The 22,849-nt window shown below is 51.3% G+C and carries 20 protein-coding genes, 1 tRNA gene and 1 riboswitch; of the genes, 19 read left to right on the top strand and 2 right to left on the bottom strand.

The genetic code is table 11. The features are described from left to right. Nucleotides 1-219: 219 nt before the first annotated feature. The 13 genes from PGRAT_RS00815 (at nt 220) to PGRAT_RS00875 (ending at nt 14,210) form a co-directional block, all read left to right on the top strand. Nucleotides 220-1,953, top strand: coding sequence for a tetratricopeptide repeat protein (locus PGRAT_RS00815; RefSeq protein WP_025707062.1), 1,734 nt, complete (start codon nt 220-222; stop codon nt 1,951-1,953). A 19-nt stretch (nt 1,954-1,972) separates the two neighbouring features. After that, nucleotides 1,973-2,926, top strand: coding sequence for a thioredoxin-disulfide reductase (gene trxB / locus PGRAT_RS00820; RefSeq protein ID WP_042265835.1), 954 nt, complete (start codon nt 1,973-1,975; stop codon nt 2,924-2,926). 74 nt (nt 2,927-3,000) lie between these two features. After that, nucleotides 3,001-3,106, top strand: a riboswitch (TPP riboswitch). A gap of 121 nt (nt 3,107-3,227) precedes the next feature. After that, on the top strand, nt 3,228-4,922 hold the full coding sequence (gene thiC, locus PGRAT_RS00825; RefSeq protein ID WP_025704359.1) for a phosphomethylpyrimidine synthase ThiC: 1,695 nt from the start codon (nt 3,228-3,230) through the stop codon (nt 4,920-4,922). A 229-nt stretch (nt 4,923-5,151) separates the two neighbouring features. After that, complete coding sequence (locus PGRAT_RS00830; RefSeq protein ID WP_025704358.1) at nt 5,152-5,379, top strand: DUF1858 domain-containing protein; 228 nt, start codon at nt 5,152-5,154, stop codon at nt 5,377-5,379. Nucleotides 5,380-5,392: 13 nt separating this feature from the next. Beyond that, the gene (locus PGRAT_RS00835; RefSeq protein WP_025704357.1) at nt 5,393-6,652 is read left to right on the top strand and encodes a DUF438 domain-containing protein; all 1,260 of its coding nucleotides are present in this window, start codon (nt 5,393-5,395) and stop codon (nt 6,650-6,652) included. Between the two features lie 193 nt (nt 6,653-6,845). Further along, nucleotides 6,846-7,796: an ROK family glucokinase gene (locus PGRAT_RS00840; RefSeq protein WP_025704356.1), complete on the top strand. Its 951-nt coding sequence runs from the start codon at nt 6,846-6,848 to the stop codon at nt 7,794-7,796. 46 nt (nt 7,797-7,842) lie between these two features. Then, entirely contained in the window at nt 7,843-8,742 is a 900-nt protein-coding gene (rapZ, locus tag PGRAT_RS00845; RefSeq protein ID WP_025704355.1) for an RNase adapter RapZ, read from the top strand. Nucleotides 8,743-8,798: 56 nt separating this feature from the next. After that, nucleotides 8,799-9,734, top strand: a complete 936-nt coding sequence (locus PGRAT_RS00850) for a gluconeogenesis factor YvcK family protein (protein ID WP_167337245.1) — start codon at nt 8,799-8,801, stop codon at nt 9,732-9,734. A gap of 35 nt (nt 9,735-9,769) precedes the next feature. Continuing rightward, the gene (gene whiA / locus PGRAT_RS00855; RefSeq protein ID WP_020425594.1) at nt 9,770-10,699 is read left to right on the top strand and encodes a DNA-binding protein WhiA; all 930 of its coding nucleotides are present in this window, start codon (nt 9,770-9,772) and stop codon (nt 10,697-10,699) included. Nucleotides 10,700-10,796: 97 nt separating this feature from the next. Continuing rightward, nucleotides 10,797-11,066 carry an HPr family phosphocarrier protein gene (locus PGRAT_RS00860; RefSeq protein ID WP_020425593.1) on the top strand — a complete coding sequence of 90 codons (270 nt, stop codon included), beginning with the start codon at nt 10,797-10,799 and terminating at the stop codon, nt 11,064-11,066. 194 nt (nt 11,067-11,260) lie between these two features. Next, the gene (locus tag PGRAT_RS00865) at nt 11,261-12,019 is read left to right on the top strand and encodes an SIMPL domain-containing protein (RefSeq protein ID WP_025704353.1); all 759 of its coding nucleotides are present in this window, start codon (nt 11,261-11,263) and stop codon (nt 12,017-12,019) included. A gap of 318 nt (nt 12,020-12,337) precedes the next feature. Then, nucleotides 12,338-13,438: a PdaC/SigV domain-containing protein gene (locus tag PGRAT_RS00870; protein WP_025704352.1), complete on the top strand. Its 1,101-nt coding sequence runs from the start codon at nt 12,338-12,340 to the stop codon at nt 13,436-13,438. 133 nt (nt 13,439-13,571) lie between these two features. Continuing rightward, on the top strand, nt 13,572-14,210 hold the full coding sequence (locus tag PGRAT_RS00875) for a GDSL-type esterase/lipase family protein (RefSeq protein ID WP_025704351.1): 639 nt from the start codon (nt 13,572-13,574) through the stop codon (nt 14,208-14,210). A gap of 75 nt (nt 14,211-14,285) precedes the next feature. Here the strand turns inward: PGRAT_RS00875 and clpP are convergent, their stop codons facing one another. Continuing rightward, entirely contained in the window at nt 14,286-14,882 is a 597-nt protein-coding gene (gene clpP, locus PGRAT_RS00880) for an ATP-dependent Clp endopeptidase proteolytic subunit ClpP (protein WP_025704350.1), read from the bottom strand. 193 nt (nt 14,883-15,075) lie between these two features. After that, nucleotides 15,076-15,150: transfer RNA gene (locus PGRAT_RS00885), tRNA-Arg, on the bottom strand. A gap of 345 nt (nt 15,151-15,495) precedes the next feature. Here PGRAT_RS00885 and PGRAT_RS00890 point away from each other — a divergent pair. From PGRAT_RS00890 to eno, 6 genes are all read left to right on the top strand, one after another. Next, a complete protein-coding gene (locus PGRAT_RS00890) occupies nt 15,496-16,548 on the top strand; it encodes a sugar-binding transcriptional regulator (RefSeq protein ID WP_025704349.1) in 1,053 nt (350 codons plus the stop codon). Nucleotides 16,549-16,664: 116 nt separating this feature from the next. Continuing rightward, nucleotides 16,665-17,675 (top strand): type I glyceraldehyde-3-phosphate dehydrogenase, encoded by a 1,011-nt coding sequence (gap, locus tag PGRAT_RS00895; RefSeq protein ID WP_025704348.1) that lies wholly within the window; start codon nt 16,665-16,667, stop codon nt 17,673-17,675. Between the two features lie 112 nt (nt 17,676-17,787). Continuing rightward, a complete protein-coding gene (locus tag PGRAT_RS00900) occupies nt 17,788-18,969 on the top strand; it encodes a phosphoglycerate kinase (RefSeq protein WP_025704347.1) in 1,182 nt (393 codons plus the stop codon). A gap of 33 nt (nt 18,970-19,002) precedes the next feature. Next, nucleotides 19,003-19,758, top strand: a complete 756-nt coding sequence (gene tpiA, locus PGRAT_RS00905; RefSeq protein WP_025704346.1) for a triose-phosphate isomerase — start codon at nt 19,003-19,005, stop codon at nt 19,756-19,758. Between the two features lie 2 nt (nt 19,759-19,760). Further along, on the top strand, nt 19,761-21,305 hold the full coding sequence (gene gpmI, locus PGRAT_RS00910; protein WP_025704345.1) for a 2,3-bisphosphoglycerate-independent phosphoglycerate mutase: 1,545 nt from the start codon (nt 19,761-19,763) through the stop codon (nt 21,303-21,305). 56 nt (nt 21,306-21,361) lie between these two features. Continuing rightward, nucleotides 21,362-22,648: a phosphopyruvate hydratase gene (gene eno, locus PGRAT_RS00915; protein ID WP_025704344.1), complete on the top strand. Its 1,287-nt coding sequence runs from the start codon at nt 21,362-21,364 to the stop codon at nt 22,646-22,648. Nucleotides 22,649-22,849: the final 201 nt, after the last annotated feature.

The raw sequence follows: 22,849 nt of genomic DNA on the forward strand, positions 1-22,849 counted from the left end.
CATGCCGGGGTGCAAAGATGGATTTTTCAAGCTTTTACCTTCTGGAGACTCCCTTCTAAGCTTGAGAATCCCCCTGTCACATGTGGTATACTGTGTGAAGACAGTCGGGACCATAAATGGTAACGGCGGCACTTAAATGGGAGCCAGCGCAGGGATTACCGCCGCTCTCCTATTTTTCGTGAGGATAAGGAAGCTTACAAAGGGAGGTGCCTTGCTTCCATGATTGAGAGAACTTCAGAGAATGACGTGGAGAATGGTAATGTGATTCCCGTTACTCTGGATGCCAATTTTTTCTTTGAAAGAGCCGTACGGTCACTCGACCGCTTTCAATATGATAAGGCATTGAAGAATTTTCGCAAAGCTGTTGAATATGAACCGGAGAACCCGGTGAATCATTGCAATATGGCGGGTATATTATCCGAGATGGGGAAATATGAGGCGTCCAACGACATCCTAACCCATGTTCTGGAGGAAATTGATCCCTCTATGACGGAATGCCACTTCTATATGGCTAATAACTATGCAAATATGGAAAGCTTTGAAGAGGCCGAGCGCAGTCTGGTTACCTATCTTCAGGAGGATGCGAGCGGAGAGTTCATGGCCGAGTCCGAAGAACTGATGGAGCTGCTGCAATATGAGCTGAACCGTCCGGCTCCGCTGGTCCGGATCCGCAGCCGGGAGGGTGTAGTGGAGCATGACAGAGCCCGCAGCCTGCTCGAGGAAGGAAAGTTTCCGCAAGCGGTCGCACTGCTTGAAGAAATTGTACAGAACATCCCCGATTTCCTGGCGGCGCATAACAATCTGGCTCTTGCCTATTTCTACATGGGCCGCTTTGCCAAAGCCAAGGAATGCCTTGGCGAAGTGCTCGCGCAGGACCCGGGGAACCTGCATGCATTGTGCAACATGGCTATTTTCTTGCAGTATGCCGGCGATCGGGAGCAGCTGGAGGGGCTGGTGCGCATGCTGGAAGCCACAGTGCCTTTTCACCAGGAGCATGTATTCAAAATGGCTACGACGATGGGGATTCTGGGGAAGCACAGAACAGCCTACGGGCACTTCCGCCGCCTGCTGAAGGACGAGGAGGTTGGCGGCGATGCCAGCTTGTACCATTACTGTGCGGCTGCGGCAAGCAACAGCGGACTTGAGAGCGAGGCGGTACGCTGCTGGCAGCTGGCCGCGAAGCTGGACCCGGAATCCGCAGTACCGAAGTTTTTCCTGTCCCAGCTTCAGCTGGCACAGGCTGAAGGCCGTCCGCTGCCTCCGGTAAGCTATAATTATCAGCTGCCTTTCCAGGAGCAGCTCAAGCAGTGGAAGAACAACATGGGCAGCTTCTCTGAGGAGGTGCGGAATAATCCGCTGCTGCGCGCTTCGTTCTTTTGGGCACTGCGCTACGGTGATTCAAGTACGAAGCTTCAGGTGACAGAGGCGCTCCGCTGGATCGGGGACGATGAAATGTCCGAGGTGCTGAAGGGGATTTCTGAGCAGGAGCCGCTGCAGGAGACTGCACTTCTCGGGCTGCAGCGCCTGATCGGTGGCGCACCGGAGGAGAACACAATCCAGAGGGCGGTACAAGAGCCGGTCGTGCCAATCCATAAAGGGCCACCGGAATGGAAAGAGGACTGGCAGCGGGTTATTGATCATACGGCTGCCGTGATGGACCGGCGGTATGATGCCGTTCTGAAGAAGGATGCTGAGCTCCTCTGGAAGCAGTTTATAAGCCGTCTCTACCCGGATGTTCCCTTGTTTAGGCATACTGCGGGCTGGTGTGCGGCTCTGGAATATTTGACCGCCAAGCTGCATGGCCATCCGCTTACCTATCGTGAGGCTGCCCAGCGCTACGGCGTTTCGGTCTCTATGGTAAGCCGGTACGCGCGGCGTATTCATCAAGTATGCGGGTTCCCGCAGGACGGGGCGGCAGCGGACATTTTGCCGCCTTTTACGGAAAATATCTGACCCTAAGGAGGATATACTCATGTACAAAACAATTGTAATCGGAACAGGCCCGGCAGGACTGACTGCTGCGATTTACCTGGCGCGTGCCAATCTCAGCCCCCTCGTCATTGAAGGCTTGCAGCCGGGAGGACAATTGACTACAACGACAGAGGTAGAGAACTTCCCCGGTTTTCCTGATGGCATCCTGGGTCCAGATCTGATGGATAACATGCGCAAGCAGGCAGAGCGCTTTGGGGCTCAATTTAAGAATGGCTGGGTGGAGGCTGTGGACTTCTCGCAGCGCCCATTTAAGATAACCGTGGATGGCTTGGGTGTGCTGGAAGCAGAGTCGGTAATTATTTCGACCGGGGCTTCGGCGAGGTACCTGGGCATCCCGGGAGAGCAGGATAATGTCGGGCGCGGGGTCAGCACCTGTGCAACCTGCGACGGGTTCTTCTTCCGCGGCAAAAAGATTGTAGTGGTTGGCGGCGGCGACTCCGCAATGGAGGAAGCGAGCTTCCTGACGCGGTTCGCTTCCAGCGTGACCCTGGTCCACCGCCGTCCGGAGCTGCGCGCTTCGAAGATCATGCAGGACCGCGCGCGGGAGAACAGCAAGGTGGCCTGGGCACTGAACCGCACGCCGCTTGAAGTCGCCATCGGGGATACCGGGGTGAAGGGACTGAAGGTCCGCAACAATGAGACGGGTGCTGAAGAGCTTGTGGAAGCGGACGGCGTATTTATCGCTATCGGCCACACACCCAACACGGCCTTCCTGGGCGGCCAGATCACTACCGATGCCAACGGCTATATCGTGGTTAATCCGGGCACAACCGAAACCAACATTCCGGGCGTGTTTGCTTGCGGGGACGTGCAGGATACCCGTTACCGCCAGGCGATCTCAGCTGCCGGGACCGGCTGCATGGCCGCCATGGATGCCGAGAAATATCTGGAGGGCTCGATGGTGCATGACTGGAGCGAAACGCTGGATAAGTAACGGAGGCGCTCAATCAGCAAAATTTTTTATTGACACAAAATACCACTCCATGTAAATTGTATTTAATTAGATAAGATACCCACTAGGGGAGCCTGAATAGGCTGAGACGGGATAAGTGATTCCCGGACCCTTGAACCTGATCTGGATCATACCAGCGTAGGAAAGTGGAGTCGGACCTTTTTTAGCGCAGCCTTCTTTGGCTGTTCCTGAATAAAGCCGCTCCAGGTGGAGCGGCTTTTTGAATTGCTGCGTGATTATCTTATCTGCAAATTGCTCATAGAGCACAGAGGAGGAGATAAGAATGTCAGATTCAGTAAAAAAGGAAGAGGTTAATCTTTCCGGATTCCCCGCGAGCCGCAAGGTGTATGTAGAGGGCTCACGCCCGGACATTCAGGTTCCGATGCGTGAAATCTGTCTCAGCCGGACTGAAGGCGTGGCGGGAGAAGCGGACAATGCGCCGCTGCGTGTCTATGATACCAGCGGGATTTATACGGACGCCGGACAAGAGACCGATATCCGCAAGGGTCTTCCGCCGCACCGATTGTGCTGGATTGCGGAACGCGGAGATTCGGAAGAATACGCCGGGAGAGCTGTGCAGCCCGGAGATAACGGAAGGACAGCGGACGGATCGCTGGAAGGAGGCTTTTCCGGCTTGCACCGGTGCCCGTTAAGAGCGCGTGAGGGCCGCAATGTCACCCAGCTGCACTATGCGCGGCAGGGGATTATCACACCGGAGATGGAGTATATCGCCATTCGTGAGAACACCCGGCCTGAATTCGTAAGGGATGAGGTCGCGGCAGGCCGGGCCATTATCCCGTCGAATCTCAACCATCCCGAGAGTGAGCCGATGATCATCGGGCGGAATTTTCTGGTTAAGATCAATGCGAACATTGGGAATTCCGCTGTGTCTTCATCGATCGAAGAAGAAGTGGAGAAGATGAGGTGGGCAACGCGCTGGGGGGCCGATACGATTATGGACCTTTCCACCGGGGCAAAAATCCATGCCACCCGCGAATGGATTATCCGCAACTCGCCGGTTCCAATCGGCACAGTGCCCATCTATCAGGCGCTGGAAAAGGTCAAAGGAATAGCTGAGGATTTGACCTGGGAGCTGTACCGCGATACGCTCATTGAACAGGCGGAGCAAGGTGTAGACTACTTCACCATTCATGCCGGTGTGCTGAAGCGTTACATTCCGCTTACCGCTGGCAGAATGACCGGAATTGTCTCACGGGGCGGTTCCATTATGGCGGCCTGGTGCCTTGCCCATGATCAGGAGAACTTTTTATATACGCATTTTGAGGATATTTGCGAGATTATGAAAACCTATGATGTCGCCTTTTCCCTGGGAGACGGGCTACGCCCCGGCTCCATCGCCGATGCCAATGACGAGGCTCAATTTGCTGAGCTAGAAACACTTGGTGAGTTGACTGCTTTGGCCTGGAAGCATGATGTCCAAGTGATGGTGGAAGGTCCGGGTCATGTGCCGATGCACAAGATTAAGGAGAATATGGATAAGCAGCTGGAGCTTTGCCAGGAGGCCCCTTTTTACACACTCGGTCCGCTGACCACGGATATTGCTCCCGGCTATGACCATATTACATCAGCAATTGGTGCAGCAATGATCGGCTGGTTCGGGACAGCGATGCTCTGTTACGTTACCCCGAAGGAGCATTTGGGCCTGCCGAACAAGAATGATGTGCGTGAAGGTGTGATTACTTACAAAATTGCTGCACATGCCGCTGACTTGGCCAAGGGGCATCCGGGCGCGCAGGACCGGGACAACGCACTATCCAAGGCGCGGTTCGAGTTCCGGTGGCGTGACCAGTTCCACTTGTCGCTGGACCCGGAACGCGCGCTGGAGTACCATGATGAGACGCTTCCAGCGGAAGGCGCCAAAACAGCGCATTTCTGCTCGATGTGCGGCCCCAAATTCTGCAGCATGCGGATCTCGCACGATATCCGCAATTCGTCCAGATTGAGCAGAATGCTATAACCTGCAACCTTTCCGAGAGGCTGTTTCCGACGCTATGAAATGCGGAGGAGGCAGCTTTTTTCTATATACGTTTCATTCCGTATCCACATGGTTAAACCAATTGGTTGTCAGCTTAATTAAGTTTGTGATTTTGTGATTGCAATCACAATCCGGCCCTGTACCCTATGCTAAGCTGGTGTTGAGAAAGGTTATCAATTAGCCGGAGGTTAAGCTGCAGGAGGAGAGCGCAATGAGCAAAAGCCTTAACATGGATGAGTCCATATTCGAGCTGGTCAGCCGTTATCCGGAGGTCGTAGATATTATGGTGGAGCTGGGGTTCCGCGATATCGCCAAGCCAGGCATGCTGCAGACGGCAGGCAGGTTCATGACCCTGTCCAAAGGAATCACAGTGAAAAAAATGGATCGCGAAACCGTCCGGCAAGCTTTTGAGCGCCATGGCTTCGAGATTATTCAATAGAGGAGAGAGTACAATGAGCGAACTGATTAACAACCGGGAAGTGGATGTTCCCGAGCAGACACGCCGCCAAGCCATGCTTAGGGAAATCATCAAGGAGCTGCATGCCGGAAAAAGCGTGGAGGAAGTCAAAGCACGTTTTGCAGAAGCGGTAGGCGATGTTACGGTAGCAGAAATTTCGGCCATGGAGCATTCATTGATGACAGAAGAGGGGATTCCTGTAGAGGAGGTGCAGCGACTGTGCTCTGTGCACACGGCCATCTTCAAAGGGTCGATCCAGGAGATTCACCGTTCCAATAAACCGGAGGAACAGCCGGGACATCCCGTGCACACCTTCAAGCTGGAGAACCGTGAGATTGAACGTCTTGTCAATTTCCGCCTGCAGCTCCACACCGATAAATTTCTAAGAAGCGGCACGGAAGAGATGAGGTTCAAGCTGTTGGAGGATCTGAGCCTGCTGCTCGATCTCGACAAGCATTACAGCCGCAAAGAGAATCTGCTGTTTCCCTACCTTGAGAAATACGGCATCTATGGACCTACCAAGGTGATGTGGGGGGTGGATGACGGTATCCGCAGTATGATCAAGCAGGCTAAGGCCGCACTCAGTGCATACAATGGGGAAGCCGGGGAACTTAGCAGTCTGCTGGCGGACATTATTCAGGAAGTTAATGAAATGATCTTTAAAGAAGAGAATATTCTGCTGCCGATGGCACTCGATAAGCTGACTGAGGATGAATGGGTCAAAATCGCCCGGGAAAGCGAGGAAATCGGCTTCTGCCTGGCTGCACCAGAGCGGGAATGGATTCCTGAGCGTGTTTCAGAGCCTGAGGGTGCCGCAGCGCCAGCGCAAGAGGGAGGAGTGGCTCCTCAAGGCTTTATCCGCTTCGAAACGGGCCTGTTGTCACTGCATCAGCTGGAAACGGTGCTGAACCATTTGCCGGTCGACCTGACGTTTATTGACGAAAATGACGTAGTCCGCTACTTCTCACATGGCAAAGAGCGTATTTTTGCCCGCACCAAGGCGGTCATTGGACGCACAGTGCAGAACTGCCACCCGCCGCAAAGCGTACATGTAGTAGAGAAGCTATTGGCGGATTTCAAGGCAGGCCGCAAGGATGCTGAGGACTTCTGGATTGCCATCAAAGATAAATTTATCTACATCCGTTATTTCGCTGTCCGCGATGAAGCGGGACAATACATGGGCACCCTTGAATTCACCCAGAATATCGCACCGATCCGCGCATTGGAGGGGCAAAAACGGATTTTGTCGGAATAGCGCATAATTTAAACGTCTGGAGAAACGGAAGCCGCCTCTTGGGAGGACGGCCCAGCCGTTTCTTTTTGCATGAAAAAATACCAGCTGCCTTATATGGCCGGGTGTGCCGCCTTTCCTTGACCGCAGGGATACCTTCTATTATAGTGGGTACGTGGGATTAACTATTTTAGCATAGAAAAAGGTGGCTTGTTACATGTCTGAAAGTATCTACGTTGGCGTTGACTTAGGTGGAACCACGATTAAGGTTGGAATCTGCAATGCCGAGGGGAACCTGCTGCATACCTATGAGGGGCCTACGGGGACTGCGGATGGCGTCGATGCCGTCATCGATAATATCGAAAAGTATGTGCGTCAGATTGTGGAGGACTCCCCGTACTCTTGGGATCAGCTTGCCGGTGTAGGAGCGGGCCTGGCCGGGTTTACGAATATTCGTGAAGGAATTATCATCCTTGCGCCTAACATAGGTTTTAGAGATGTGCCGATCCGTTCCATTCTGGAAGGTCGTCTGAACAAGCCAGTCAAAATAGACAATGACGCCAATGTGGCTGCGCTGGGCGAGGCTTGGAGCGGCGCAGGACGCGGTGTGGAGAACTGTGTATGCTACACGCTGGGCACCGGTGTCGGCGGCGGAATCATTATTAACGGCAAGGTGTATCAAGGGTTTGCAGGACTTGCCGGCGAGCTTGGGCATATTTCTGTAGTGCCTGACCTGGAGGCAATTCAATGCGGCTGCGGCAATATGGGCTGTTTGGAAACGGTTTCCTCTGCTACGGGTATTATCCGCATGGCTAATGATGCTGTAAGCCGCGGCGACCGCACATCATTGTCCATGGTAGAGAAGATCGCAGCCAAAGAGGTATTTGATGCGGCCAAGGCCGGGGACGAAGTGGCTCTGCGGATTGTAAACCGTGCTGCCTTCTATTTGGGTAAATCCATGGCTGCTGTTGCAGCGGTGCTGAATCCGGAAGTGTTTATCATTGGCGGCGGTGTCTCCAAAGCCGGAGACATTCTCTTTGACGAGGTCCGCCGCGTGTTCGCCAAGCTGGCTCCGGCCCCATTGCAGACCGGTGTGACCATCGTTCCTGCCGAGCTGGGAAATGATGCGGGTATTATTGGTGCCGCAGGTCTTTTGCTGCGTTCTTAAGCAGCGGAAATTATTCATATACTATGGATAGGGAGGGGGCGCTTCGATGACCGAATTGGAACAATCACCGCCCGGTGGAGCCACCCTGATTATTATTACGGGCATGTCAGGTGCAGGTAAGACAATTGCTGTGCAGAGCCTGGAAGACCTCGGATTCTTCTGTGTGGATAATTTGCCGCCGGTGCTGATTCCCAAATTCGCCGAGCTGATTGAGCAGTCGAAAGGGAAAATTGCCAAAGTGGCGCTGGTTATCGATTTGCGCGGCAGGGAGTTTTTCACAGCTTTGTCGGAATCGCTATCCTATATCAAGGATGAATCTACGATCGGCTTCGAAATTCTGTTCCTGGATGCAACAGATTCCGTACTGGTACAGCGATACAAGGAGAGCCGGCGGCATCATCCGCTGGCACCCAAAGGCATGCCGCTTGACGGCATCCGTCTGGAACGCCAAATGCTGGAGGAGCTGAAGAATTCAGCCACCTTGTGTTTGGATACCAGCAGCATGAAGCCGGTTCAGTTGAAGGAGAGAATCGTATCACGCTTTTCTCATTTGGGCAGAAGCACGCTTTCCGTCAACATTACCTCGTTTGGCTTCAAATATGGAATTCCGATCGATGCAGACCTCGTGTTTGATGTCCGCTTTTTGCCTAATCCGCATTATGTGGACCAGCTGCGGCCTAAGACGGGCCAGGACAGCGAGGTTTACGATTATGTAATGAAATGGCCGGAAACCCAGATATTTCTGACCAAACTGCTGGATATGCTTCATTTCCTAATTCCGCAATACCGGAAAGAAGGCAAGTCCCAGATTATTATCGGCATTGGCTGCACAGGCGGCAAACACCGCTCTGTAGCCATATCCGAGTATTTGGGCAAGATGCTGGGGGTTAGCGAGACGGAATCGGTAGCGGTCAGCCACCGGGATTCCGAGCGTGATCGGCATTAAGAGAGAAGGGATCAATAGTGGCTGAAGAACAAGGACAGCGCCCGCGTATCGTCGTCATGGGTGGGGGTACGGGGTTGTCTGTTATGCTTCGCGGTTTGAAGGAAAAGCCGCTTGATATTACAGCGATAGTTACTGTGGCGGATGACGGGGGAAGTTCCGGCATACTGCGCAGTGAACTGCAAATGCCGCCCCCCGGCGATATCCGCAATGTACTGACAGCAATGGCTGATGTAGAACCGCTCATGGCCCAGATCATGAGATACCGCTTCAGCAGTGGTGAAGGGTTAGCCGGGCATAGTCTGGGGAATCTGATCCTGGCGGCGCTTACAGATATTTCGGGGGATTTCGTTACTGCAGTCCGTGAGCTTAGCCGGTTATTCGCCGTGCGCGGCCGGGTGCTGCCTGCTGCTGGTGAAGCTGTAGTGCTGCATGCCGAGATGGCCGACGGCTCCATTATCACCGGTGAATCCAAAATTCCGGAAGCCCGCGGTGTCATCAAACGGGTCTTCCTGGAGCCGGAGGATGTTGAGCCTCTGCCAGAGGCCTTGGAAGCGATCCGCAATGCCGACGCCATCCTATGCGGCCCGGGCAGCCTGTATACGAGTATTCTGCCCAATCTGCTTGTACCTAAGCTGGCGGAGGCCATTGTAGCCTCGGATGCGATCAAAATTTTTGTCTGCAACGTGATGACCCAGCCCGGAGAAACGGACAACTATACAGTAAGTGACCACCTTCAGGCCGTTTATGATCATGTTGGATTGCATTTATTCGATTATGTCATCGTGAACGACGGGGAAATCCCCGAACAGGTTCAGGTCAAATATGCTGAAAAAGGTGCCCGTCCGGTACAGCTTGACCGTGACATCGTGGATGGCAACGGGTATAAGGTCATTGCTGACAAGCTGGTATTATTCAAGACCTATCTGAGGCATGATACAGATAAGCTCAGTCATCATATTTACCAGCTTGTACAGGACTGGACTTCCAGATAAGTTTATTCTTTAGGAACATGAAAGAGGTGAGCCCCTTGTCTTTTGCGGCCCTTACCAAAAAAGAGCTGACGATGGTGGAGAGCCAGCCTTGCTGCGAGAAAGCGGAGATGTCCGCGCTGATCCGGATGAACGGTTCAGTGCAGCTTTCAAGCAAAAAGGTAGTTCTCGACATTTCGACGGAGAACGCCGCGATTGCAAGGCGGGTATATTCTTTACTTAAGAAATATTACCAGGTCCATATCGAGCTGCTCGTGCGTAAAAAAATGCGTTTGAAGAAGAATAACGTTTATATTGTCCGGATTCCAAGCCGTGTCCAGGAGATTCTTAAGGACTTGCGGATCGTCTCCGAGGGCTTCATCTTCACCGATGGGATCGATCCGGAGATTATCGGCAAGAACTGCTGCAAACGCGCTTATCTGCGCGGGGCATTTATGGCTGGAGGGTCGGTCAACAATCCGGAAGGGTCTTCCTACCATCTGGAGATCGCTTCGATGTATGAGGAGCATTGCAAGGCTCTGGTGGAGCTGGCAGGTGAGTTTCATCTGAATGCCCGCTGCATCGAGCGTAAAAAGGGCTTCATTCTGTACATCAAGGAAGGCGAGAAGATCATCGAGTTCCTGAGTCTGATCGGCGCCCATCAAGCGCTGTTCAAGTTCGAGGATGTGCGGATTATGCGCGATATGCGCAATTCCGTCAACCGGATCGTCAACTGCGAAACGGCCAACCTCAACAAGACCATCAGCGCGGCCGTGCGGCAGATCGAGAATATCAAGCTGCTGCAGCGTGAAGTGGGACTGGAAAGCCTGCCGGATAAGCTGCGTGAGGTAGCCGAGATCAGACTGGCACACCCCGACATTAACCTTAAGGAAGTCGGCGAAATGCTGAAGGGTACGGTCAGTAAATCCGGGGTAAACCACCGTCTGCGCAAAATTGACGAGCTGGCGGATAAGGTCCGGGGCGGCTGAATATTTTTTTTCTAGTGTGGTTGAGGTTATAATGATATAATATTATAAAATTAATGTGAAATTTTTGGGCAGATCTCAAATAGGGGGTAAGCGTTTCATGACAAAGCACCCGGTAGTTGTACGGTTGAAGACGGGGCTTCACGCTCGGCCGGCAGCATTGTTCGTGCAGGAAGCTAACAAATTCTCGTCGGAGATTTTCGTTGAAAAAGACGATAAAAAAGTGAACGCTAAAAGCATCATGGGTATTATGAGCCTGGCGATCAGTTCCGGCACGGAGATTTTTATCAGCGCGGACGGCGCCGATGCGGATCAAGCTGTAACCGCTTTGACAAGTCTTGTCAGCAAAGAAGAGCTTGAGAACCAGTAATTTGTTGCAGGATCGTACTTTTAAATGGTGTGACAAAAGGCCCCCTCGGGGCTTTTTTTAATATCCGGGTATAGACAAGCCTTTGTGGGGAATAAATTTTTTTGAAGCAACCAATAACCGTTATGCAACTTTTGCCAAGCCACTCCGTCTAGAGAGTACCAACAACTTATAATTAACGAAAGGGGATGGCAAACATGAAGGCATGGAGCAAAAAGCTCGGAGCAGTAATGCTGGCAGGAAGTTTGATGATTGGAGGTATGGCTTTGGGTGGAGTTATTCAAGGCCCTGAAAAGGCTTACGCCGCTGAGGATGTCCAGAGAAATGTTGTGAGTGTCGTCGGCAAGGGTGAACTTTCGCTCAAGCCGGATGTCGTCTATCTGTCCATCGGGGTTAACGCTACAGCAGCAACGGCGGAAGAAGCACAGAAGACCATTGGAGCCAAGATTAGTAAGATTTCAGCGTTGCTGAAGACGACTTGGGGCATTGCAGACAAGGACATTCAGAGCACACAATTCATCGTGCAGCCGAACTACAGTTATACTGAAAAAGAGGGTCAACAGATCAAAGGCTATATTGCCCAGCATTCGCTGAAGGTCACCTATCGTGATCTGAATAAGGTTGGACAACTGCTTGATGCGGCTTCCGCGGCAGGAGCAAACAACATCGGAAATACCCAATTTGCTATCGAAGATCCTTCCGCTTTAGAAGCGCAGGTGATTGAGAAAGCCATGGCAAATGCGGATGCAAAAGCCGGAGTCATTGCCAAAGCAGCTAAGCGGAGCCTGGGCCAGGTGATTACGGTCACGCAGAGCGATGATGGTAATCATCCGGTCGTTTATATGGAGAATGCGACGATGGCCAAATCATCGGCAGATGCAGCCGGCGGCACCTATGTTGAACCTGGGGAAGTTAGAGTCTCAACCCAGCTTAGTGTAATGTATGAGCTGAAATAAACAAAACTCCTAAGAGGCGCTTCTTCTGCTGGGTACAGCGGAGAGCAGTGCCTCTTTTTATTTTTACTGCGAAAGGTTGCGAAATCTCTCATTTTGTTTAAAGAAATGTAATAAGCAGACCTGGAATCACCGGCGAAGCTTAAAAAATTGTAAAGGGCTTTGTAACAACCGCCATCCCTAATGTCTTTATAATGGGAAGAGTGAATGGGAGACAGCAAGCTAGCTGTCACTTCGATATTATAGAAAACACATCAAGACTATCAACATTATAGAAAACACATCAAGACTATCAACGTACCAGCGGAAGGGGATACTATTATGAAGAACATCAAGAAGAATCAAGCCCGTAAATGGGGCGCAGGCATTGTAGCAGCAGGGGTTTTGCTCAGTGGAGGACTTTTGCCCGCAGAAGCCGGTCAGGCTGCAGCAGCTACGGTACAGTCCAAAGCCGACCAATCCCTGGTTGTGCTAAAAGTGAACGGGACAATCACCCCGCAGACCGGTATTGTCCGGGAGGGTAAAGTTTGGATTCCGGTTTCTTTTCTGCATGATTCCCTGGGCATGCCTTTAACCTACGATAAAGCGGAAAAAGCCTACACGATCGGTAAAGGAACATCTAAGGTTAAGCTGACAGTCTCCGAATACGAGAGTTCAATCTCGATCAACAACTTTTATCTAAATGAATATGAGGGCAAAAACATCAATAACAGGCTGTTCGTTCCGTTTGACCTGGTCAGCGATTTTCTGGGATACAAAGGGGAGTGGAATGCAGCAACGGGCCGGCTGAACGTGGTCAGCAAACCGCAAAATGCGATCACTATAAAGACGGAGAGCATCGTCAAGGACCATAAAGACGCACCGGTCAAGCTGGATTACCCGCAGTTCAGCGGGCTTGCGAATGCCGAGGCGCAGAAAACGATCAATGACACGATCAAGCAGACCTTTACCAAGTTTGCAGCCGAAGCGGAAAAAGAGATTGCGAATAAATCCTCAGATGATCGGCCATATGAGTATGACGGCGGATACGTGATCACTTACAACCAGGACGGCATCCTAAGTCTCATTACACAGCAGTATGAGTACACCGGAGGGGCTCATGGTATGACCTACCGCAATGCGTTTACCTTCTCTCTGAAGGACGGCAAGCGCCTGCTGATCGGGGATGTGCTGAAGGCCAACCCCAACTACAAAAAAGAGCTGAATGCCAAGCTGTCCAAGCTGTTTAAGGCTGACGGCGGCTACCAGGGCGGTTTCAACGGCCTTAACACTGAGAAGAACTTTTACGTGAAAGACGGGAAGATGGTAGTCTTCTTCCAGCTCTATGAATACACTGCATATGCTGCAGGTTTCCCTCAGTTTGAGTTCACCTTTAAGGAATTGCTGCCGGATGGCAGCAGCCCGTTCGCCGGGCTGAAATAGTACAATTTTTAATAAAATAACAGATGAGTCCGCTCCGCGTATGACGTGTATGGACACCTTTCTGTTACCTAATGCCTCCCCGGTTCATAAGCTAAAAGAGAAACCAGCTTATACGCAGGGGAGGAAAGAAGAGATGAGCTATCAGTACACGGCCATTGGCGATTCCTTGACGACCGGATTCGGAGCGCTGCCTGGGAACGGATTCGTGCCGGTGTACCGCAGAATGGCTGAGGGACGGCTGCGCGAGCCCGTCGGCGCTGTGAATCTTGGCATCAATGGATTAACTACGGCTGCGCTGGAGCAGCGTCTGAACAGTTACCCCATATTCCGCCAATCCATCCGGGATGCAGAGATCATTACTATATCGATCGGTGGGAACGATCTGATCAGGGCAGCCAAAGCTGTGTCATTTCGTCCGAGTGACCTGTCTCCTGCACTGGCGCGGGCGCTTCACGAATGCAAAAGAAATTTCGGTGGGATTATGGGTTCGCTCCGGCAATTGAAGAACGGAAGCCGACAGCCCTACATCATCCGGATAGTAGGACTTTATAATCCTTATCCTCAGCTAACGGAAGCTACAGACTGGGTACGCCAGTTTAACGCCTTTGCTGCGGGTTATAGCAGCAGTGTATGCGGGTTTGCCTCCATCTATCATGAGTTTGCCGGCAATGAGCGCAGCCTGCTGTCTCTGGATCATGTGCATCCGAATGGAAGAGGTTACCGTGTAATCGCCGGTAGGCTGGATTCTCTGGGTTACGGGCGGCTGGGATGACATGCTTGTTATGCAAATACAGAAGAGGCTGCACCAGACCAATGGTCCGGGCAGCCTCTTTGTGATGTGCTTAAATTATACGCCTGAAGGAAGCGTCTTCTCGATAACCTTATCGACAATACCATATTCAGCTGCATCAACAGCACTCATGAAGTAGTCGCGGTCTGTATCCTTCTCGATGCGTTCCAGCGGCTGGCCGGTACGTTCTGCGAGGATACGGTTGAGCTTGTCGCGAAGCTTAAGGATACGGCGGGCGCGGATTTCGATGTCCGTAGCCTGTCCTTGAGCACCGCCCAGCGGCTGGTGAATCATAATTTCGCTGTTTGGCAGAGCGAAGCGTTTGCCCTTGGCACCGGCATTCAGCAGGAAGGCTCCCATGGAAGCGGCCATACCCACACAAATCGTGGAAACATCCGGCTTAATGTACTGCATTGTATCAAATATAGCCATTCCGGCTGTAATGGAACCGCCGGGGCTGTTCACATACAGGTGAATATCCTTATCCGGATCCTCGGCAGCCAGGAAGAGCATTTGTGCGATGATGGAATTGGCTACCACGTCATTAACCTCCGTTCCGAGGAAAATGATGCGGTCCTTCAGCAGGCGGGAATAGATGTCATAAGCGCGCTCGCCGCGGTTGCTCTGTTCTACTACCATAGGAATATAACTCACGTGGAAAACCTCCTTGAATTGGTTCTTCGAATGTGTTCATTGTTACTGTTACCGTAATAACCACATGATAAACAAATTCAAACAAAAAGTCAAAGAAAGTCAAACTTAGTTAATAAAAAAAGAGCCAATCAGCGGCTCTTTGGTTAAATACTATAAGTAGGTGCTGCTAAATTATGTACAAAATAGAAATTAATGGCGCGCCCGCCAAGAATCGAACTTGGATCTCAGGCTTCGGAGGCCTACGTCATATCCATTGGACCACGGGCGCAACAAAAATTATTATAATCTATTTATGGATTAATTGCAATGGATTAATTCTGCTGCTGCAAAAATAACTTCGTCTTGCTCGTTATAGTGGCCGCTAGTTCGGGAGAGTTCCCGCATAGCCGTTCATACCTGCCGGGATTTTATGAGCTGGTCACGGGACTTTCAGCACTTTCCTTCGTGCGGCAGATGTATAAGATGAAAAGAGGTTGAGAATTATACTCTCGGAAGACTTGCACTCCGCGTAATATTTGGGTAGAATATGGGTGGGACTTAAAAAGTTAACCCGGGACGTTTTAAGACCATGTACAAGGGAATAAGAGGAAGACGAAGTTGCAGGAGTGAAGGCATGCGTAATTTATTAGAAATCCAAAAGCAGCTTCTGCCTGATCTCATGGAAACCCTTAAGAGACGTTACACGATTCTGCATCAGATCATGCTGTCCGATATTATTGGGCGCAGAACGCTGGCCGCTTCGCTTGATATGACCGAGCGGGTACTGCGCGCCGAGACGGATCTTCTGAAATCGCAAGGGCTCATTGAGATCGAGAGCGTAGGCATGCGCGTAAGCGATGCCGGACGCAGACTGCTTGACCTGCTGGAGCCAATCGCCAAGAGCCTGTTTGGCCTGGATGATCTGGAGGAGAAAATTCGTACAACGTATGGTCTGAACAAAGTTATTGTTGTACCCGGTGATTGCGAAACGTCGCCGTTCACCAAGCGTGAACTGGGACGCGCGGGCGCCAAAGCACTGCTCGGCGTACTGCGTTCCGAAGATACTGTTGCCGTTACCGGCGGTTCAACGCTTGCTGAAATGGCAGACCAGCTCACACCACCAATCCCCCTTTCCTATAAGAATGCCTGGGTTGTCCCGGCACGTGGAGGGCTGGGTGAGAGCATGGAAATTCAGGCCAATACGATTGCTTCAACAATGGCCAAGAGGATTGGAGCCAATTACCGCCTCCTCCATGTACCTGATTTACTAAGTGAAGATGCGTACCAGTCATTGGCGCTCGACTTCAACATAGGGGAGATCGTGCAAATCATCCGCAGATCGCGTATTATTGTACACGGTATTGGAGATGCCATTGAAATGACCCGCCGCCGGAAGCTGGATGAGGCCACCATCTCAGAAATCCAGGAAGAAGGAGCGGTTGCCGAATCTTTCGGCTATTATTTTAACGAAGAGGGGCAAGTTGTCCATACCATGCTGACCATGGGGCTCCGCCTGGAAGATATCATCCGCACCGAAGTGGTTATCGGTATTGCTGGAGGCAAACGCAAGGCTAAGGCGATTCATGCGATGCTGCGCTTTGGACAGGAGGATATACTCGTTACCGATGAGGCGGCTGCTGTCGAAATTGGCAAGGAAATTGACAATCAGAGCCATACGGTCCTATAGTTTCCACAATATGGGGAGCAAGCGAAGGTATTATGCATTATACTTAACATTGTTGTCTTGACAAGCTTAACGGCTTGTCTTGAATAAATAAAACGAAATCTAGGAGGAACTATTCAATGAGTGTAAAAGTTGGTATTAACGGTTTTGGACGTATTGGACGCCTTGCATTCCGCCGTATTCAAAATGTAGAAGGTATCGAAGTGGTAGCAATCAACGACTTGACTGATGCTAAGATGCTTGCTCATTTGCTTAAATATGATACAACTCAAGGTAAATTCCAGGGAGACGTTGAAGTACATGACGGCTTCTTCAAAGTGAACGGCAAAGAAGTTAAGGTTCTGGCGAACCGCAATCCAGAAGAACTGCCTTGGGGCGACCTCGGCGTTGACATCGTTCTGGAGTGCACAGGCTTCTTCACAACTAAAGAAGCAGCTGAGAAGCACCTGAAAGGCGGAGCTAAAAAAGTAGTAATCTCCGCTCCAGCTACCGGCGACATGAAAACCGTTGTATACAACGTTAACCATGACATCCTGGATGGTACTGAAACTGTAATCTCCGGCGCATCTTGCACAACTAACTGCCTGGCTCCAATGGCAAAAGTCCTGAACGACAAGTTCGGAATCGTTGAAGGCTTGATGACTACCATCCACGCTTACACTGGCGACCAGAACACATTGGATGCTCCACACGCTAAAGGCGACTTCAGACGCGCCCGCGCTGCTGCTGAGAACATCGTTCCTAACACTACCGGTGCTGCTAAAGCCATCGGTCTGGTAATTCCAGCACTGAAAGGCAAACTGGACGGTGCAGCACAACGTGTGCCTGTAGCTACTGGTTCCCTGACTGAGCTGGTTACTGTTCTTGAAAAGAACGTTACTGTTGAAGAATTGAACGCAGCTATGAAAGCAGCTTCCGACCCAGACACATATGGTTACACTGAAGATGAAATCGTATCTTCCGACATCAAGGGTATGACTTTCGGTTCCCTGTTCGATGCTACACAGACTAAGGTTATGACTGTTGGCGACAAACAACTGGTGAAAACTGTTGCTTGGTACGACAATGAAATGTCCTATACTGCACAGCTCGTCCGCACTTTGGAACACTTCGCTAAGCTTGCTAAATAATACCGATTTCACATAAGCAGCATCTATAGAGCGGAAACAGAAGTTCCTTGTTTCCGCTCTTTCTAAATGGATTCGTGAATGACCAATTTTGGGTGTGGAGGAAATGTTAATCATGAACAAAAAAAGTGTCCGTGATGTAGAAGTTAAAGGCAAACGCGTATTTGTGCGCGTGGATTTCAACGTGCCAGTGGAAGACGGCAAGATCACTGATGATACCCGTATCCGCGAAACCCTTCCAACGATTAAATACCTGATTGAGAACGGTGCAAAGGTCATTCTTGCCAGTCACATGGGCCGTCCTAAAGGCCAATTCGTCGATTCCATGCGTTTGACAACTGCTGCTGTGCGTCTGTCCGAGCTGCTCGGCAAACCGGTGGCAAAGGCTGATGAAGCTGTCGGCGAAGCTGTAAAAGCAAAAATTGCCGAACTGAACGAGGGCGATGTGCTTGTTCTTGAGAATGTCCGTTTCTATCCGGGCGAAGAAAAGAACGATCCTGAACTGGCGAAGCAGTTCGCAGAACTGGCTGACCTGTTCGTTAATGACGCATTCGGCGCGGCTCACCGTGCACATGCTTCAACAGAAGGCATCGCTCACTTCCTGCCGGCTGTATCGGGTCTGCTGATGGAGAAAGAACTGAATGTTCTGGGCAAAGCTCTATCCAATCCGGAACGTCCTTTCACTGCCATCATCGGCGGTTCTAAAGTGAAAGACAAAATTGACGTTATCGACAACCTGCTGACTCTGGCTGACAACGTTCTGATCGGCGGCGGCCTGTCCTACACGTTCACCAAAGCTCAAGGTTACGAAATCGGAAACTCGCTGGTGGATAACGATAAGATCGATGCGGCTCTCGGATTTATCGAGAAGGCCAAAAAACTGGGCAAAAACTTCGTGCTTCCGGTTGACGTTGTTGTTGCAGACAAGTTTGGTGCGGATGCTAACACCAAAATTGTAGATGTAACTGATATTCCTGCCGGCTGGGAAGGTCTGGATATCGGTCCTAAAACCCGTGAAATTTATGCGGACATCATCAAGAACTCCAAACTGGTGGTTTGGAACGGACCGATGGGCGTATTCGAAATCGATATTTTTGCCGAAGGTACAATCGCCGTAGCTAAGGCTTGCGCAACTACAGAAGGGTACACTGTAATTGGCGGCGGAGATTCCGCAGCTGCAGCAGAGAAATTCCACCTGGCTGACCAAATGGATCACATTTCCACTGGCGGCGGCGCATCACTCGAGTTCATGGAAGGCAAAGCGCTCCCTGGCGTAGAAGCACTGAACGACAAGTAAGACGTAGAAGGCAGAAGGAGGCAATTCATTACTATGAGCAGAACACCTATTATCGCCGGTAACTGGAAGATGTTCAAAACAGTTTCCGAAGCGGAGGGCTTTTTCGCTGAAGTCAAGGGCCAGGCCGAAGTGAAAGGCGTAGAGACCGTAATCTGCGCGCCATTCACGAACCTGCCTGCACTGGTTGCAGCGGCAAAGGGTACCAGCATCAAGATTGGCGCACAGAACCTGCACTTCGAAGATAACGGAGCTTACACAGGCGAAATCAGCGGCGTAATGCTGAAGGACCTTGGCGTAGATTATGTAATCATTGGCCACTCCGAACGCCGTGCATACTTTGGCGAAACGGACGAAATCGTGAACAAGAAGATGCATGCGGCATTCCGCCACGGCATCACTCCAATTGTCTGCGTAGGCGAAAAGCTCGAAGAGCGCGAAGCCAACCAGACGAAAGCTGTCTGCAAGGTTCAAACCGAAGGCGCATTTGCCGGACTTAGCGCTGAGCAGGCTGCAAGTGTAGTTATTGCTTACGAGCCCATCTGGGCTATCGGAACAGGCAAATCCTCCACTTCCCAGGATGCTAACGAAGTTATCGCCTACATCCGTACGCTTGTAAAAGACCTGTATGATGCAGCGACTGCTGAAGCAGTACGCATCCAATACGGAGGCAGTGTGAAGCCGGAGAATGTTACGGAGTACATGAGTCAAAGCGACATCGACGGCGCGCTCGTCGGCGGTGCCAGCCTGCAGCCTGCTTCGTTCGTTTCCTTGGTTGAGGGGGCGAAGTAAGGATGTCAGCACCCAAACCCGTTGCTTTGATCATCATGGATGGTTTCGGTCTGCGCAATACGACTGAAGGCAACGCTGTTGCCCAAGCCAACAAACCGAACTATGACCGTTACCTGAAGCAGTATCCGAACACCACGCTGACCGCTTGCGGCGAAGCTGTGGGCCTGCCGGAAGGACAGATGGGGAACTCCGAAGTGGGTCACCTTAACATCGGAGCCGGCCGGATTGTGTACCAGGACCTGACCCGCATCGACAAGTCGATTCGTGATGGAGAGTTCTTTGATAACGAAACTCTGGTTGCAGCTGTAAGAAGCGCCAAGTCAACCGGTAAGAAGCTTCACCTGTATGCGCTGGTATCCGACGGAGGGGTACATAGCCATATCAATCATTTGTTTGCTATGCTCGATCTGGCCAAGAAAGAAGATATGCACGATGTGTATATCCACGCTTTCATGGATGGCCGCGATGTACCTCCTGACAGCGGACAGAAGTTCGTTCAGGATCTGCTCGCCAAGATTGAGGAAGTGGGCGTAGGCAAGATTGCTACAGTATCGGGACGTTATTTCGCGATGGACCGCGACAAACGCTGGGAACGTGTAGAGAAGGCTTACCGCGCAATGGTCTACGGCGAAGGACCGCAATATACCGATGCGCTGCAGGCGATCACTGCATCCTACCAGAACTCTGTGTATGATGAATTTGTTGAGCCTAGCGTGATTGTGAACAGCGAAGGCAAACCGACGGCGACAGTAGAGAGCGGCGATTCCGTCGTATTCCTCAACTTCCGCCCGGACCGTGCCATCCAGCTGTCGCAGGTATTCACGAATTCGGATTTCCGCGGCTTCGACCGGGGTCCTTTGTTCCCGCAAAACCTGCATTTTGTATGTTTGACTACCTTCAGCGAAACGGTTCAGGGCTACGTGGCCTACTCGCCGAAGAACCTGGACAATACGCTGGGTGAAGTGCTTGTACAGCAGAATAAGAAGCAGCTGCGTATCGCGGAAACCGAAAAGTATCCGCACGTAACCTTCTTCTTCAGCGGCGGACGTGATGAGGAGCTTCCAGGCGAAACCCGCATCCTGATCAACTCTCCGAAAGTGGCAACCTATGATCTTCAGCCGGAGATGAGCGCATACGAAGTGGCGGCGGCCTGCGTAGCGGAAATCGAAGCGGACAGACAGGATGCCATTATCCTTAACTTTGCGAACCCTGACATGGTAGGACACTCCGGCATGCTGGAACCAACCATCAAGGCTGTAGAAGTTACGGATGAGTGCGTGGGCAAGGTTGTGGATGCAGTAGTTGCCAAAGGCGGCGTTGCCATCATCATTGCCGACCACGGCAATGCAGATATGGTGTTTGACGAGCAGGGACGTCCGTTCACGGCTCACACCACCAACCCGGTTCCTTTCATCGTAACGACTGAAAATGTTGTACTGCGTGAATCCGGTATTCTCGCAGATGTGGCACCGACAATTCTGGATCTGATGGGACTTCCGCAGCCTGCGGAAATGACCGGACAATCCATGATTGCCAGCCGCAAATAGGCTTACCCGACAGTATCTGCAAGACTATAACCGATAATAAAAGGAGATTAACTTACATGACTATTATTTCTGATGTGTACGCTCGCGAAGTCCTCGACTCCCGTGGTAACCCTACAGTAGAGGTTGATGTTTATCTGGAATCCGGCGCTAAAGGCCGCGCTATCGTTCCTTCCGGCGCTTCCACTGGCGCTCACGAAGCTGTAGAGCTTCGTGACGAAGACAAAAACCGCTACCTGGGTAAAGGCGTTCTGAAAGCTGTTGAGAACGTGAATGAAATCATCGCTCCAGAAGTAATCGGTATGGACGCTCTGGATCAGCTGGGCATCGACAAACTGATGATTACCCTGGATGGCACTCACAACAAAGGCAAACTGGGCGCTAACGCAATTCTGGCTGTATCCATGGCCGTGGCCCGTGCTGCAGCAACAGCTCTGGACGTGCCTTTGTATGTATACCTGGGCGGATTCAACGCGAAACAGCTTCCAGTTCCAATGATGAACATCGTAAACGGCGGCGCACATGCCGACAACAACGTTGACGTACAAGAGTTCATGGTTCTGCCAGTTGGCGCACCTAGCTTCAAAGAAGCTCTGCGTACAGGCGCAGAAATCTTCCACGCTCTGAAATCCGTGCTTAAAGGCAAAGGCCTGAACACTGCAGTTGGCGACGAAGGCGGATTCGCTCCTAACTTCACTTCCAACGAAGATGCACTGTCCTCCATCATGGAAGCTATCGAAAAAGCCGGTTACAAACCAGGCGTTGATGTATTCCTGGGTATGGACGTAGCGAGCACCGAGTTCTTCAAAGACGGTAAATACCACCTGGAAGGCGAAGGAAAATCCTTCACACCAGCTGAATTCGTAGACCTGCTTACTTCTTGGGCTGACAAATATCCAATCATCACCATCGAAGATGGCTGCTCCGAAGATGACTGGGAAGGCTGGAAATTGCTCACCGAAAAATTGGGCAACAGAATTCAGCTCGTTGGTGATGACCTGTTCGTAACTAACACTGAACGTCTGAACAAAGGGATCGAAGAAGGCATCGGTAACTCCATTCTGATCAAAGTTAACCAAATCGGTACTTTGACTGAAACTTTCGACGCTATTGAAATGGCAAAACGCGCTGGCTACACTGCTGTTATCTCCCACCGTTCCGGTGAGTCCGAAGACAGCACTATCGCTGATATCGCTGTGGCAACCAATGCCGGCCAGATCAAAACAGGTGCTCCTTCCCGTACAGACCGTATCGCTAAATACAACCAGTTGCTTCGCATCGAAGATGAACTGGGTGAATTGGCTCAATACAACGGCCTGAAATCCTTCTACAACCTCAAAAGATAATTGCTTTTGAGCTAAGCTTTTTCTAAAGAGTCTGTCTTAATGGCAGGCTCTTTTTTTGCATCTTATCCTCTGAGAAGGTATTCTATAATTGTGGATTACTGGAATGGAGTGGGATGATGAACGCCATTATAGCCGGCATAGGAGTTGGAGTGCTCCTGGTACTGATCAGCTGGTTGCTGTCACGGAACGGGGGCCAGAGGA

This window comes from Paenibacillus graminis, from assembly GCF_000758705.1.
Classification (GTDB): Bacteria; Bacillota; Bacilli; order Paenibacillales; family Paenibacillaceae; genus Paenibacillus_AQ; species Paenibacillus_AQ graminis.

Coding starts and splice junctions, on each gene's coding strand:
- PGRAT_RS00815 (WP_025707062.1), top strand. CDS start 220: ATGATTGAGAGAACTTCAGAGAATGACGTGGAGAATGGTAATGTGATT.
- trxB (WP_042265835.1), top strand. CDS start 1,973: ATGTACAAAACAATTGTAATCGGAACAGGCCCGGCAGGACTGACTGCT.
- thiC (WP_025704359.1), top strand. CDS start 3,228: ATGTCAGATTCAGTAAAAAAGGAAGAGGTTAATCTTTCCGGATTCCCC.
- PGRAT_RS00830 (WP_025704358.1), top strand. CDS start 5,152: ATGAGCAAAAGCCTTAACATGGATGAGTCCATATTCGAGCTGGTCAGC.
- PGRAT_RS00835 (WP_025704357.1), top strand. CDS start 5,393: ATGAGCGAACTGATTAACAACCGGGAAGTGGATGTTCCCGAGCAGACA.
- PGRAT_RS00840 (WP_025704356.1), top strand. CDS start 6,846: ATGTCTGAAAGTATCTACGTTGGCGTTGACTTAGGTGGAACCACGATT.
- rapZ (WP_025704355.1), top strand. CDS start 7,843: ATGACCGAATTGGAACAATCACCGCCCGGTGGAGCCACCCTGATTATT.
- PGRAT_RS00850 (WP_167337245.1), top strand. CDS start 8,799: ATGGGTGGGGGTACGGGGTTGTCTGTTATGCTTCGCGGTTTGAAGGAA.
- PGRAT_RS00860 (WP_020425593.1), top strand. CDS start 10,797: ATGACAAAGCACCCGGTAGTTGTACGGTTGAAGACGGGGCTTCACGCT.
- PGRAT_RS00865 (WP_025704353.1), top strand. CDS start 11,261: ATGAAGGCATGGAGCAAAAAGCTCGGAGCAGTAATGCTGGCAGGAAGT.
- PGRAT_RS00870 (WP_025704352.1), top strand. CDS start 12,338: ATGAAGAACATCAAGAAGAATCAAGCCCGTAAATGGGGCGCAGGCATT.
- PGRAT_RS00875 (WP_025704351.1), top strand. CDS start 13,572: ATGAGCTATCAGTACACGGCCATTGGCGATTCCTTGACGACCGGATTC.
- PGRAT_RS00890 (WP_025704349.1), top strand. CDS start 15,496: ATGCGTAATTTATTAGAAATCCAAAAGCAGCTTCTGCCTGATCTCATG.
- gap (WP_025704348.1), top strand. CDS start 16,665: ATGAGTGTAAAAGTTGGTATTAACGGTTTTGGACGTATTGGACGCCTT.
- PGRAT_RS00900 (WP_025704347.1), top strand. CDS start 17,788: ATGAACAAAAAAAGTGTCCGTGATGTAGAAGTTAAAGGCAAACGCGTA.
- tpiA (WP_025704346.1), top strand. CDS start 19,003: ATGAGCAGAACACCTATTATCGCCGGTAACTGGAAGATGTTCAAAACA.
- gpmI (WP_025704345.1), top strand. CDS start 19,761: ATGTCAGCACCCAAACCCGTTGCTTTGATCATCATGGATGGTTTCGGT.
- eno (WP_025704344.1), top strand. CDS start 21,362: ATGACTATTATTTCTGATGTGTACGCTCGCGAAGTCCTCGACTCCCGT.